The organism is Thermomonospora catenispora (genome assembly GCF_006363815.1).
GTDB lineage: Bacteria > Actinomycetota > Actinomycetes > Streptosporangiales > Streptosporangiaceae > Thermomonospora > Thermomonospora catenispora.
In genome coordinates this window covers 52,470-64,827 of the sequence record NZ_RRYT01000011.1, presented here as the reverse complement: position 1 = coordinate 64,827, position 12,358 = coordinate 52,470, and the positions used below count along the sequence as shown (strand labels likewise).

Here is a 12,358-nt window from a genome sequence, read left to right as displayed (position 1 = left end):
TGGTGTATCAAAATGTGCGCCCGCTCACCGCCCGCAGGTGGTCCGGTCAGGCGCCATGCCCCGTGCGCGGCGGTTCGAACACGCCGGCCCGCCACGACGCCGTCTCGATCCCGTCATCGCGGGAAAGGGAACTCCGACCATCCGGGGAGGGACCGCTCTCGCCCGCGGCGACGAGGAAGGACGGACACCGTGAACGCTGCACCACCGGATCGCGTGGCCTTCGTCACCGGCGGCTCCCGAGGCATCGGCCGCCAGGTGGTCCGCCGCCTGGCCGCCGACGGATACGGCCTCGTCGTGGGCTATGCCGGCAACGAACAGGCGGCCCGCGCCGCCGTCGAGGAGGCCGTCGCGGCGGGCGGGCAGGCCGTCGCCGCCCAGGCCGACGTCGCCGACGAGGAGGCCGTGGCGCGGGCCTTCGACCTGGCCGAGGAGAGATTCGGCGGGATCGACGTGCTGGTGAACGCGGCCGGCCGGATGATCCTGACCCCCGTGGCGGAACTGGACCTGGCCGTGCTGGACGAGCTGTACCGCACCAACGTCCGGGGGACCTTCGTCGTCGCTCGGCGGGCGGCTCGGCGGATCCGCCCCGGCGGGGCCGTCATCACCTTCTCCAGCTCGGTCATCGGCCTGGCCCCGCCCGAGTACGGCCCCTACGCCGCGACCAAGGGGGCGGTGGAGGCGCTGACCCTGATCCTGGCCCGGGAACTGCGCGGCCGGAACATCACCGTCAACGCGGTCGCCCCCGGCCCCACCGCCACCGAGCTGTTCCTGGTCGGCAAGGACGACCGGACCGTCGCCCGGCTGGCCTCGGCCCCGCCGCTGGAACGCCTGGGCACCCCCGAGGACATCGCCGAGGTCGTCGCGTTCCTGGCCGGGCCGGCGGGCCACTGGGTGAACGGCCAGGTCCTGCGGGTCAACGGCGGCATCGTCTGAGAAGACCTCCCGGCCGGGGAACAATCCGGCCCGGCCCGGGGTTCTCTCTCATGTCGCCGGTATGCCTGGTGTCCCCGGGCCTCACCCATCGCCTTCGCGGAATACCGTTCGGCTGGAGCCGCGTTGCGCCTTTCGCCGAGAGGCGACCCGCATATCGGCGTCATCGTCGCGGCCCCGCCCGGTGTTCCGGGCGGGGCCGCGGCCGTCCCACCGCCCTCCCGGCCCGGCCTTCACCCGACCCGTCCCCGGCCTTCACCCGAACTTCGGGCGGCCTCCGCCCGATCGAGGGGCGGCCGGCGGGGTCAGTCGGCGGACAGGTCCTCCGGCAGCAGGACGGTCAGCTGCTCCTCGGTCAGCTCGTGCCCGGCGGCGGCCAGCGCCTCGGTGCGGCGGGCGTGCGCCGCGACGGCGGCGCGGAAGAGCTTGTCGACCTCCCTGCCGTTGCCGAGCGCATACCGGTCGCGGGCCGCCTCCAGATGGGACAGCAGCGCGGCGCGGGTCTGCTCGGGCACCCGATAGTCGGCGCTGGCCGCCTTGGTCGTGAAGATCTCCGCCAGCTCCTCGACGGTGAACGGGCGGAACTCCACCGTGTGGGTGAACCGGGAGGCCAGGCCGGGGTTGGCGGAGAGGAATCCGCGCATCTCGGCGGTGTAGCCGGCGGCGATCACCACGACCTCGTCGCGGTGGTCCTCCATCAGCTTGACCAGGGTGTCGATGGCCTCCTGGCCGAAGTCGGCCCCGGTGCCCGCCGGGCGGGAGAGGGTGTAGGCCTCGTCGATGAACAGCACCCCGCCGCGCGCCCGCTGGAACACCTCGGCGGTGCGCTGGGCGGTGTGCCCCACGTACTCGCCCACCAGGTCGGCCCGGGACACCTCGATCACCTGGCCCTGCGGCAGCACCCCCAGGGCGACCAGCAGCTCCCCGTACAGCCGGGCGACGGTGGTCTTGCCGGTGCCCGGCGGCCCGGCGAAGATCAGATGGCCGACGGCCGCGCCGACCTCCAGACCGGCCTCCCGCCGCCGACGCGCCGAGGCCAGCAGCGCCATCAGCTCCTCGGTCCGCCGCCGCACGTCCTCCAGGCCGACCATCGCGTCCAGCTTCGCCAGGATCGCCTCCGCGTGGCCGCCGTCGCGGACCCGCCCGAACCGGGCGGCCGGGCCGGTGGGGAGGTCCAGGTCCTCCGGCAGCAGCAGCGCCAGCTCCTCCGCCGAGGGCGTCCCGTCGGCCTCGGCCAGCCGCTGCGCCTGCCGTTCGAAGGCCGCCTCGAAGATCCGCCGCGCCTCACGGCCGTTGCCGAAGCTCTCGTCCCGGCGGACGGAACGGAAGTGGCCCAGCAGCGCGGCGCGGGTCTCCTCGGCCAGCCGCAGGCCGTGCGGGGCGCACATGCTCTCGACGATCGCCAGCAGCTGATCCGGGCTGTAGTGCTCGAACTCCACCACGCGCGGGAACCGGGAGGCCAGCCCCGGGTTGGCGGCGAGGAATCCGCGCATCTCGGCGGTGTAGCCGGCGGCGATCACCACGACCTCGTCGCGGTGGTCCTCCATCAGCTTGACCAGGGTGTCGATGGCCTCCTGGCCGAAGTCGGCCCCGGTGCCCGCCGGCCGGGAGAGGGTGTAGGCCTCGTCGATGAACAGCACCCCGCCGCGCGCCCGCTGGAACGCCGCGGTGGTCTTGGGGGCGGTGCCGCCGACGTTCTCCGACACCAGGTCGGCCCGGGACACCTCGACCACCTGGCCCTGCGGCAGCACCCCCAGGGCGGCCAGCAGCCTCCCGTACAGCCGGGCGACGGTGGTCTTGCCGGTGCCCGGCGGCCCGGCGAAGACCAGGTGCCGGGCGATCGCCGGACCCGGCGGCAGGCCCTGCTCGCGCCGGCGGGCGGCGATCCGCTGCAGGTTGACGATCTTCTTGATCTCCGCCTTGACCCCGTCCAGGCCCACCATCGCGTCCAGCTCGGCCAGCAGCTCCTCGGCGGTGGCCTGCGGCGCCTCAGGGGCCTCCCCGGAGCGGGAGGCCTCCGCGGGGGAGGGGGCGGTCGAGGCGGGCTCGGAGGCGGCCGGCGCGGAGCCGGGGGCCGCCGGCGCCGGTTCGGAGGCGGCGGCGGTGCTCGTCTCGGCCTCGACCTCCACCTCGAACATGTCGGGCAGGCCGTTGTCGCGGCTGTCCAGCCGCTCCACCGTCACCGTGGCGCCCCGCGCCGTCGCCACGCCCGCCTTGCGGTTGCCGGTGACCGTGCAGTCCCGCAGGGTGAGCCGGACCCCCGGGTCGGCGGCGATCCCCGCGCCGTTCCCGGTGAACGCGACGCCCTCCGCCGACGCCGTCGCGCCCGGCATCAGGCTCATCCCCAGCTCGCCGCTGCCGGTGACCGCGCCGCGCGTCATGGCGACCCGGGAGGTGCCGTCCAGGGCGATCCCGTGCCGGGCCGACCCCAGCACCTCGCAGTCCTCCAGCGTCAGCGACGCCCGCTCGTCCAACGCCACGCCGCACCGCCGGGCGTTCTCCAGCCGCAGCCGGCGCCCGGTCAGCCGTCCGCCGCCGACCACCCACACCGCCTCCACCCCGGCGTCGACGATCCGGCAGTCCTCGGCGACGGCGGCGGCGCCGTCCCGCACGACCAGGGCGCACTGGCCCGAGCGCTGCAGCGACGAGCCCAGGATCTGGGCGTCGGCGCGTTCGCCGACCAGGATCGCGGCGGCGCCCGCGTCGGTGACCGTGGTCTGCTCGATCGACGGCCGGGCGCCCTCGGTCACCCAGATGCCGTGTCCGCCGGCGTTCTCGATGCGGCAGCCGCGGACGGTCACCGCGCTGCCCTGGCGGAGCGCCACGGCGTTGCCGCGGGTGTCGTGCACGAGGGTGTCCTCGACGCCGCCGGTCGCCGAGGAGTACACCACCGCTCCGCCCTGCACCTGGCATCCGCGCAGCGTGAGCCGCCCGCCGGTGAACGCCTCCACGGCGTTGACGCTCGCGGACTCGAACCGGCACTGCTCGGCCAGCACGTCGCCGCCCCGCGCCAGCAGGGCATAGCCGTCGTCGTTCCAGTTGCGCACGACGAGGCCCTGCAGGGTGACCCTGCCGCGCAGATCCATGGTGGCCTTCGTGTTGTCGTCCAGGATGACGCTGCCGGGGCCGGCCACGGCGGTGAGGATGAAGTCCGCATCGGAGTAGAAGCCGGCGCTCGGATAGTGGCCGGGTTCGATGAGGATGTGCCGGCCCCGCGGCGCCCACGCCGGGAGCGGTGCCTTCAGCGCCTCCAGCACGGAGCGGAACGCTCTCGGGGCGGTCAGGGAGACGACAAGCTGCTGCACGAGCCCTCTTCCGTCGCGGCCTACGAGATCATGATCTCAGCGCAGCGTCGGAACTTCACCGCGTTCCCGGCGTTCGACCGTCACTCCCGGCAGATCGGCCGTCCAGCCGGCGGCGACGTCCGCCAACGCGGCGGCGTCCGGGGGACGGCGGCCGAGCCCGACCGCGTACCGGGCCGGGCGGGGACCGGTCTGGAACGGGCGGGGCCAGGCGTGCACCTCGCCGGCGCCGGCGTCCTCCAGGGCGGCCGGCAGCAGCGGCATGCGCCCTCGCATCCGTCCCAGCGCGTCGGCGAACCGGTCGTCCCGATCGGCCCGCACGGTCACCACCGCCCACGCCGCATGACGGCGGTGCATCGGCGGCGGCCGGAGCAGCGCGGCCTCCTCCCCCGCCTCTACGGCCTCCCACGCGGCGTACAGCTCGGCCGTCAACAGGTCCCGCCCCGCCGTCCCGACCTGCTCGCTGCACCACCGGAACGGCGCCGACGGCGTGGCGATCCGCACGGGCGCGTCCCCGGGCGGCGTCTCCCCGGGCGCGACCGGATCCCGCCAGTCCCAGGCCGCCCAGCGGGCGAAGAACTCCCGCAGCAGATCCTCGCCCGCGGCGGCCTCGCGCACCGTGCGGGCCGCCAGCCGTTCGCCGGGTCGAACGCGATCGGCGTCAGGGGCGTGAAGAACGGCTCGCGCAGCACCCGCCGGCGCGAGACCCGCCCGGCGGGGGAGGAGCCGAGCACGTCCCGGCCGGTCGCCCGATCCCACACCACCTCCCCGTCGGCCTCGAAGAACACCACTCGATGCCAGGGGATGTCGCCGCCCGGCGCGAACGACGGCAGCGGCACCCGCACCACGCCCGAACCCCGCGCCCGCACCCCCACCGTGAACCGGGCGGGATCGAACCGCGGATCCCAGCGGATCCGGTGATAGACCTCCTCGCTGGTGCGCATCACCGCTCCTCCTCCAGCGACCCCGCCACGTCCCCGATCCGCCCGTCCGGCCCCACGTACCAGGTGCGGTGCGCCTCCCCGGGGTAGGGCGGGTCGAACCGGCGGAGCTGCCGCCGCGGCACGGCGTCCGGCACCGGATGCTCGCGCCGCGCATGGCGCCGCAGCAGGATCTCCTCCGGCGCCATCGCCACCGCGTGCGTCACGAACGCCCCGCGGCGGCGCGCCACCGCCAGCACCCGGGACCGCTGGTGCCGGTTCAACGCGGTGGCGTCCCACACCACGGTCGCCCCCTCCCGCAGCGCCGCGTCCAGCTCCTCCAGCGCCCGGCGCAGCACCTCGGCGTTGGCCCGCTGATCGGCCCGCGACGAGCGCTCCTCCCGCAGCACGTCCATCGAGACGATCCGGTCCACGCCCGGCAGCCCGGCGTCCTCGGCGTGCAGCATCGACCATTCGACCTGCTCGTGCGCCTCGGCGGCCGCCTCGCCGGCGCGGCCGGCGAGCGCCGCGGCGGAGACCGCGTGCAGCACCCCCAGATCGGCGGCCAGCCCCATCCGGGCCGGCCCGGCCCGGCGCTCCTCATCGGGGAAGTCCCGGTGCAGCGCCTCGTGCAGGCCCAACCAGGTCCGCGACCCGCCGCGTCAGCAGCGCCGCGGCACCGGCACCCCCAGCCGCCGCGCGAACCGCACCGTGGAGTCCCAGTCCAGGCAGCGGTCCCCGTCCCACACCGAGAACGCATGGAACCAGCTCTCCAGATCCTCATAGGGGATCGAGTGCCGGGCGTACACGTTCTCCCCGCACACCCGCCACCCCGGCGGGATCAGCCGGGCGATCCTGCCGTGCAGCGCCTTCACCCAGGCCCGCGACGGGTGATGCGCCGAGTCCGGTGAACGGGCGCGCAGCCCGTCCGCATACAGCGTGGTGTTCTCCCCGTCGAGCTTCTCGGTGACGACGACCTCGCGCCCGGTCGGCCCGGCCAGGCGCCCGGCCCGCACATCGTCCGCCGACGCCCCCGGCGACCACGGCAGATGCGGGGTGCGCGGATAGTGCACTCGCATGCCCCCGCCTCCGGTGAACGATCGTCGCGCCGGGGAGGCTGGCGAGGCGCGGATCTGCCGTGCCAGCGAATATCCCCGCCGCGGATCACGGCGCCGCGGTGTGGCCGGCCCGGCCCGGCCGGGTAGAGCAGCAAGGGGGTGTCGGCCATGGCGGATTGGTTCACCCGGGAGATCATCGACACGGGCCGGCTGCGGCTGCTGTGCTTCTTCGTGGCGTTCATCGCGGCGTTCGGGTTCATCAGGTTCAGCGTGCGGATGGTCCGCCGGCAGGTGCGCTGGTGGCCCGGCAACGTGGCGCCCGGCGGCCTCCACGTCCACCACGTGGTGTTCGGGTTGGTGTTCATGTGCGTCGGCGGGGTCGGCGGCCTGGCCGTCACCGACGACGGCTCCGGCTGGGCCGCGACCGCCGCGGCGCTGTTCGGCGTGGGCATGGCCCTGGTGCTGGACGAGTTCGCCCTGGTCCTGCTGCTGAAGGACGTCTACTGGAGCGAGCAGGGGCGGCTGTCGGTGGAGGTGGTCTTCATCGCCATCGCCCTGTGCGGCCTGGTCCTGCTGGGGCTGCACCCGCTCGGCGTGGACGAGGCCGTCGAGGACTCCGATGCGCTGTGGCAGGTCGCCCTGATCGTCCTGGTCAACCTGACGCTGTCGATCGTCGCCCTGCTCAAGGGCAAGATCTGGACCGGCCTGCTCGGCCTGTTCATCACGATCTTCGCGCTGGTCGGGGCGATCCGGCTGGCCCGCCCCGGCTCCCCGTGGGCGCGTCGCCGCTACCGGCCCGGCTCCCGCAAGGACGAGCGGGCCCGCGAGCGGGAACGCCGGCTGTACCGGCCCGCACAGCGCGTCTTCACCGCGGTGGCCGACCTGGTCGCCGGCCGCCCCAGCGACCCCTCCCGACCGCCGGGATCCTGACCGCCGGGGCGGCTCAGCCGCCGAGCTCGGCGACGGTGGCGTTCAAGACGCCGGCCAGACGCCGGAGCTCCTCCTCGCCGGGCGGGGCGTCGCGGTCCTTCCACAGGTCGGCGCGGCTCGCCACCAGCAGCCCGTCCTCGGCGGCGGGCGTGGTGGTGATCTTGGGGCGGCCGCCCACCATGACCAGGGCGGCGTCGGGGGAGTCGGAGTTCAGCAGCTCCCGCACGTGATCCACGGTGATCGTCATGGTCGTCCCGCCTTTCGCCGGGCGTCGCCCGGACGCGCTCCGGCCGTCGGCCGCCTGATCCTGCTCTCGGCGGCATCCCTTCCCCGTCGGCGGGAGGTTTCACGGCGGCACGGCGGGGATGACCACGCCCGTCGTCCCGGCGCCCGCGGAGGAGGAGATCATGAGACGTTCGGTCGCCATCGCCGCGTTGAGCGCGGGCGTCGCCGTGGGGATCGCGCGACGGCTGATGGACCGCGCCGCCGGCAGGACCCCGGCGGGGGAGGAGCCGGAGCGGTGGCTGGCGGTCACCGTGGACCGCCCGCCCCAGGAGGTGTCGGACCGCCTGCCCGGTCTGCTGGGCGGGCTGCGCGGCCCCCTCGAGGTGCGGATCGACGGCATCCTCGGCGGACGCGGCACCGAACTGGCCATCCGGCCCGGGGGACCGGCCGGCGCCGAAGGCCGCGCCGGCCGCGACTCCCGCGCGGAGCTGTGGCGCGCGCTGCGCGACGCCAAGGCGCGGCTGGAGGCCGACCGGCCGCCGCGCCCCGACCCGCCCTCCGCCGACTCCGTCTCCGGCGACGCGGCGGAGCGGACCGCCCGCCGCGACGAAGGGACGTGACGGGGGGACGTGACGGGGGACGCGACGGGGGAAGGCGCCGGAGCCGAGGGCGGCCGCCGGCGCCCGCGGAGACCGGGCCGTGGGCGGCCTTCCTCGAGCCCGGTCCCCGCGGGCGGGGACGATCGGCGCGGTCGATGCCCGTCAGCGCTTGCCGCGCTGCTCCACGGCCGGGCGTTCGGCGCGTTCCCCGTTCGGATGCGGGGCGACGGGCTCGCGCAGGTCCCGCAGGAAACGGCGGTTGAGCGCCAGCCGGAGCCGGCCGGGCGGCTTGGGGGCGCCGATGCCCTCGCCCGGCCGCTCCAGCGGGATCGCGGCGGGCCGCCGCTCGTCGGTGAGCGGAGAGGCCGCCTCCTTCGACAGCGGCACCTCCATCTCGGAGAAGGCGCCCTCGGGGGACATCTGGATGACCCCGGTCTCCAGGCCGTGCTCCAGCAGCCGCCGGTCCCGCCGCTGCAACCCCAGGCACCAGCGGTAGGCGACGATGTAGCCGATGATCGGCCCCAGGATGACCGCGAACCGGAAGAACCAGGTGGTGCCGAACAACGGGACGTTGAAGGTCTTGGCGATGATGTCGTTGGCCCCCGCCAGCCACAGCAGACCGTAGAACACGATCCCGGCGACGCCGATCGAGGTGCGCACCGGCACGTCGCGCGGCCGGTCCAGCAGGTGGTGGGCGCTGTGGTCACCGGTCATCCAGCGTTCGATCCACGGGTACATCATCAGCCCGCCGAACAGCACCCCCGGCACCACCAGCGCCGGGATGATCACGCTGAGCGTGAGATTGTGCCCCCACAGCACGATCTCCCAGGAGGGCATCAGCCGCAGCGAGCCCTCCAGGAAGCCCATGTACCAGTCCGGCTGCGAGCCCGCGCTGATCGCCCCCGGGTCATAGGGCCCGTACAGCCACACCGGGTTGATCTGCGCGAACGTCGCCAGGAACGTGCAGACCCCGAGCGTCCAGAACAGATAGGCGGTGGTCTTGGCGACGAACACCGGGAGGAACGGATAGCCCTTCTGCATCCGCTCCGTCGCGCCCCGGCCGGGGAACGTGGTGTGCGTCTGCCGCCAGGTCAAGATCACCGCGTGCAGCGGGACCAGCGCCAGCAGGATCGCCGGGATCAGCAGCACGTGGATGGTGAACAGCCGCGGGATGATCTCCTCGCCGGGGTATTCCCCGCCGAACAGGAACATCGCCAGGTACGAGCCCACCACCGGGATCGACAGCAACACCCCGTTCAGGATCCGCAGCCCGGTGCCCGACAGCAGGTCGTCCGGCAGCGAGTAGCCAAGCAGCCCGTTCAGCAGCACCAGCAGGAACAGCACGACCCCGATCACCCAGTTGGCCTCGCGCGGCTTGCGGAACGCCCCGGTGAAGAAGTTCCGCAGCATGTGCACCAGGATCGCGGCCAGGAAGAGCACCGTGGCCCAGTGGTGGATCTGCCGTACCAGCAGCCCGCCGCGGACATCGAAGGAGATGTGCAGGGCCGAGGCGTACGCCTCCGACATCTGCACGCCTCTCAGGTTGGCGTAGGAGCCGTCATAGACGATCGGGGTGGCGCTCGGCTTGAAGAAGAACGTCAGGAACACCCCGGTGAGCAGCACGATGACGAAGCAGTACAGCGCGATCTCACCGAGCAGGAAGCTCCAGTGATCAGGGAACGCCTTCTTGATCGACTTGATCCCGAACCCGCCGCCGCCGAATCGGTCGTCGATGGCGCGCCCGGTGGCCCTGAGCACCCCGGGAGCCTGTCCCGGCCGTTGCGGATCGGTCACCTCGGCCCACCTCCCGCGCTGGGGACACGCGGCGACGCCCCGGCGAGGGCGCCGCGGTGCCAAGAGTGCTACCCCCGCTTCCGATCCGCGCACCGGGCCGGGGAGCTATTTGACCGAATGAAGTGTTACGGCGGTTAAGTCAGGGTTTTCTTTGTCGCGGGATGGGCGGGCCTTGAAGGTGTGGAGCGGGTCGGCTCGAAGCCGCCCGCTCCGGCGGGCGCAGAACCGCTCGCCTGACGGCTTTTTGCCGTGAGCGCGGTCGTCGAGCGAGCGAGTGCCGAGGGCTCAGGACTTGTCGCCCTCGGGTTTGACGCATCCGGACTGCGCCGCGAAGCGCAGCTCCCCTCCACCGCTCCTGATGTACAGCTCGATGTTGTCACTCTCCAGGCTGGTGTCACTGTACGCCGTGACCCAGGGTTCGTTTTTCTCGTATCCTCGGGACTCTTCAATGTAGAAGTCGAGTTCCTTCTCCCAGAATTTCTCGATCTTCCGGGCCGTCGCGTTGATCTGCTGGGGGGTGAGTCCCTCTACTTCGGCCTTCATGGAGACCAGGACCTTGGTGTTCTTGCCGGTGATGAGGTTGACGCAGCTGTCGGAGGAGGACACGTCGAGCTCCTTCACTTTCACCGGCAGACCGTCGGCCTTCAGCACCTCGACGGTCCGCTGCATGTACCGCTCGATCTTCGGCTTGACCTCGTTCTCGGTCGCTGTGCCGCAGCCGGTCACCGCGAGCCCCAGCAGGGCCAGGGGCAGCATGATCCGAAGACCGCGCACCACCCGCTCCTCCCATCTCGATGCGTTCTGGATGTGACGCTCCGGTCCGATTCGCGGCAGGCGGCGTCCTTGTCCGCTCCGCGTTCGAACGGTCACGGTGGGGTGACCTCTTCTCAGACGCCGCCGCTTCGCCCGTGGACGTGTAATCCGCCTCACATCCGGCGCAGCGGGCTTCACCCTCTCTCGCGGCCTTTACCGCTGGAGCCCGCAAGCCCCCACCCCTACACTGTGGGGCGGCACCCGGCCCCGCGGGCCGGCCGATGCGAAGCCGTGGCCCGTGACCATCGGCGAGCAAGGTGAGTGCGAGCGCCCGTAGCTCAGCTGGACAGAGCACCGGACTTCTAATCCGACGGTCGCAGGTTCGAATCCTGCCGGGCGCGCCACCTCCTCCAACCGGCCGCTTCTGAGCTGGTTCTTCGCGCTTCCTCGGGGCCGTCCACGGGCGAACGCGAGCCCATGGGCCGCCCGTTCGCGGCTCTGAGCGGGGCCGCGGTGCGCACACGGGAGCGGTCCCGGCCGCCTCGCCGCGATCCGGCCGCGACCCCGCGCCCGTCCTTCACCCTCTCGCCTTCGCCGGACCGGTCGACCGGTCCGAGGGCGGTCGAACGCCGTCGCGTGCAGTCCGACGCGGCGGCTCGATGCGCGCCGCCCGACGGTCGGGCCGGTCGGGGATCGCCTCGGCCGCCGAGGCGAATGCGGCGGGGCTCGCCGGCGCAGGACCGCCGGGCGCGACCCGCGGCGTCGGATCGGGCGTGCGCGACGGCGCGCAGACGCCGCGACCGCAGGACGTCCCCAGGTCGTCGGGCTGCCGCGGTCCACCGGACGGTTCACCGGACATTTGTGTGCATACGCTCTCACCGGCACCACGAGCACCGGCCCTGCCGCGCGCCGGCCGGGTCCTCACCTGGGGGAAGGAGCAAGTCCGGTATGACCGTCGAGCCCGCCTCGCTGCTGCCCGTCGCCCTGGACGCGGTCGCCCTCGCCGCCGACCTCATGCGCACCCGCGCCCCTGGCCCGCTCACCGCCAAGGGCGACCGGGACATGGCCTCGGAGGTGGACTACGCCGTCGAACGCGCCGTGCGCGAGCACCTGCGCGCCAAGACCCCCGACATCGCCTTCCTCGGCGAGGAGGAGGGGCTCACCGGCGACGGCGAGCTGATGTGGGTGCTCGATCCGGTGGACGGCACCGCCAACTATGTCCGCGGCCTGCCGCTGTGCGGCGTCTCCCTGGGCCTCATCCACGGGGACCGGCCCGTTGTCGGCGTGATCGACCTGCCGTTCCTGGACGTCCGCTACCACGCCGCCCAGGGCGCCGGCGCCTTCGCGGGGGAACGCCGCCTGCGGGTCGGCGCGACCGACCGGCTGCAGGACGCCGTGGTCGCGATCAGCGACTACGCGGTGGGGGAGGGGGCCGACGCCGAGAACCGGATCCGGCTGGCGCTCAGCGGGCGTCTGGCCGCCACCGTCCAGCGGGTGCGCATGCTCGGCTCCGCCGCGTTGGACCTGGCGTGGGTGGCCGACGGGAAGCTGGACGCGGCGGTGCTGCTGTCCAACAAGCCCTGGGACACCTCCGCCGGGGTGCTCATCGCCCGCGAGGCCGGGGCGGTCGTGGTCGACCTCGACGGCACCGACCACACCACCGCCTCGACCGCCGCCATCGCCATCGCCCCCGCCCTCGCCGACCGGCTGATCGCCCTCATCCGCGAAGTCCACCCGGCCGCCTCCGGCTCGTGATCCGGCCGGCCCGCCGACGCGCCCGCGCCCCGGGCCGGCCGGGGACGTCCCGCACGGCCCCGCGACCGGCCGGGGCGCGCCGAACGCCTCCC

General features: G+C 73.8%; 11 protein-coding genes, 1 tRNA gene and 1 pseudogene. 5 read left to right on the top strand and 8 right to left on the bottom strand.

From position 1 onward, the window contains the following. Positions 1-189: 189 nt before the first annotated feature. Positions 190-933, top strand: coding sequence for an SDR family oxidoreductase (locus EIO00_RS11085; protein WP_241661272.1), 744 nt, complete (start codon positions 190-192; stop codon positions 931-933). Between the two features lie 302 nt (positions 934-1,235). On the opposite strand, the gene EIO00_RS25610 is transcribed toward EIO00_RS11085, so the two are convergent. The 5 genes and pseudogenes from EIO00_RS25610 to EIO00_RS24790 all read right to left on the bottom strand — a co-directional run bounded on the left by EIO00_RS25610 (position 1,236) and on the right by EIO00_RS24790 (position 6,231). Beyond that, positions 1,236-4,235, bottom strand: a complete 3,000-nt coding sequence (locus EIO00_RS25610; RefSeq protein ID WP_140177859.1) for an AAA family ATPase — start codon at positions 4,233-4,235, stop codon at positions 1,236-1,238. Positions 4,236-4,271: 36 nt separating this feature from the next. Further along, the gene (locus EIO00_RS11075) at positions 4,272-4,850 is read right to left on the bottom strand and encodes a hypothetical protein (protein ID WP_140177857.1); all 579 of its coding nucleotides are present in this window, start codon (positions 4,848-4,850) and stop codon (positions 4,272-4,274) included. A gap of 143 nt (positions 4,851-4,993) precedes the next feature. Then, positions 4,994-5,176: pseudogene (locus EIO00_RS25905) on the bottom strand (DUF504 domain-containing protein); the annotation flags it as partial. After that, on the bottom strand, positions 5,176-5,793 hold the full coding sequence (locus tag EIO00_RS24795; RefSeq protein WP_206664106.1) for an ATP-binding protein: 618 nt from the start codon (positions 5,791-5,793) through the stop codon (positions 5,176-5,178). The pseudogene EIO00_RS25905 and the gene EIO00_RS24795, both read right to left, overlap by 1 nt. 21 nt (positions 5,794-5,814) lie before the next feature. After that, entirely contained in the window at positions 5,815-6,231 is a 417-nt protein-coding gene (locus tag EIO00_RS24790; RefSeq protein ID WP_206664105.1) for an RNA ligase family protein, read from the bottom strand. Positions 6,232-6,378: 147 nt separating this feature from the next. On the opposite strand from EIO00_RS24790, the gene EIO00_RS11065 reads away from it, so the two are divergent. After that, the gene (locus EIO00_RS11065) at positions 6,379-7,140 is read left to right on the top strand and encodes a hypothetical protein (protein ID WP_140177855.1); all 762 of its coding nucleotides are present in this window, start codon (positions 6,379-6,381) and stop codon (positions 7,138-7,140) included. Between the two features lie 13 nt (positions 7,141-7,153). On the opposite strand, the gene EIO00_RS11060 is transcribed toward EIO00_RS11065, so the two are convergent. After that, positions 7,154-7,387 (bottom strand): hypothetical protein, encoded by a 234-nt coding sequence (locus EIO00_RS11060; protein ID WP_140177853.1) that lies wholly within the window; start codon positions 7,385-7,387, stop codon positions 7,154-7,156. A 160-nt stretch (positions 7,388-7,547) separates the two neighbouring features. On the opposite strand from EIO00_RS11060, the gene EIO00_RS11055 reads away from it, so the two are divergent. Then, positions 7,548-7,985 (top strand): hypothetical protein, encoded by a 438-nt coding sequence (locus EIO00_RS11055; RefSeq protein ID WP_140177851.1) that lies wholly within the window; start codon positions 7,548-7,550, stop codon positions 7,983-7,985. A gap of 141 nt (positions 7,986-8,126) precedes the next feature. Here EIO00_RS11055 and qcrB read toward each other — a convergent pair whose 3' ends face one another. Continuing rightward, a complete protein-coding gene (gene qcrB, locus EIO00_RS11050; protein WP_140177849.1) occupies positions 8,127-9,758 on the bottom strand; it encodes a cytochrome bc1 complex cytochrome b subunit in 1,632 nt (543 codons plus the stop codon). Positions 9,759-10,043: 285 nt separating this feature from the next. Continuing rightward, the gene (locus tag EIO00_RS11045; RefSeq protein WP_140177847.1) at positions 10,044-10,628 is read right to left on the bottom strand and encodes a hypothetical protein; all 585 of its coding nucleotides are present in this window, start codon (positions 10,626-10,628) and stop codon (positions 10,044-10,046) included. 210 nt (positions 10,629-10,838) lie between these two features. On the opposite strand from EIO00_RS11045, the gene EIO00_RS11040 reads away from it, so the two are divergent. Then, positions 10,839-10,915, top strand: a tRNA-Arg gene (locus EIO00_RS11040). A gap of 544 nt (positions 10,916-11,459) precedes the next feature. Next, positions 11,460-12,266 (top strand): inositol monophosphatase family protein, encoded by an 807-nt coding sequence (locus EIO00_RS11035; RefSeq protein ID WP_140177845.1) that lies wholly within the window; start codon positions 11,460-11,462, stop codon positions 12,264-12,266. Positions 12,267-12,358 lie beyond the last annotated feature (92 nt).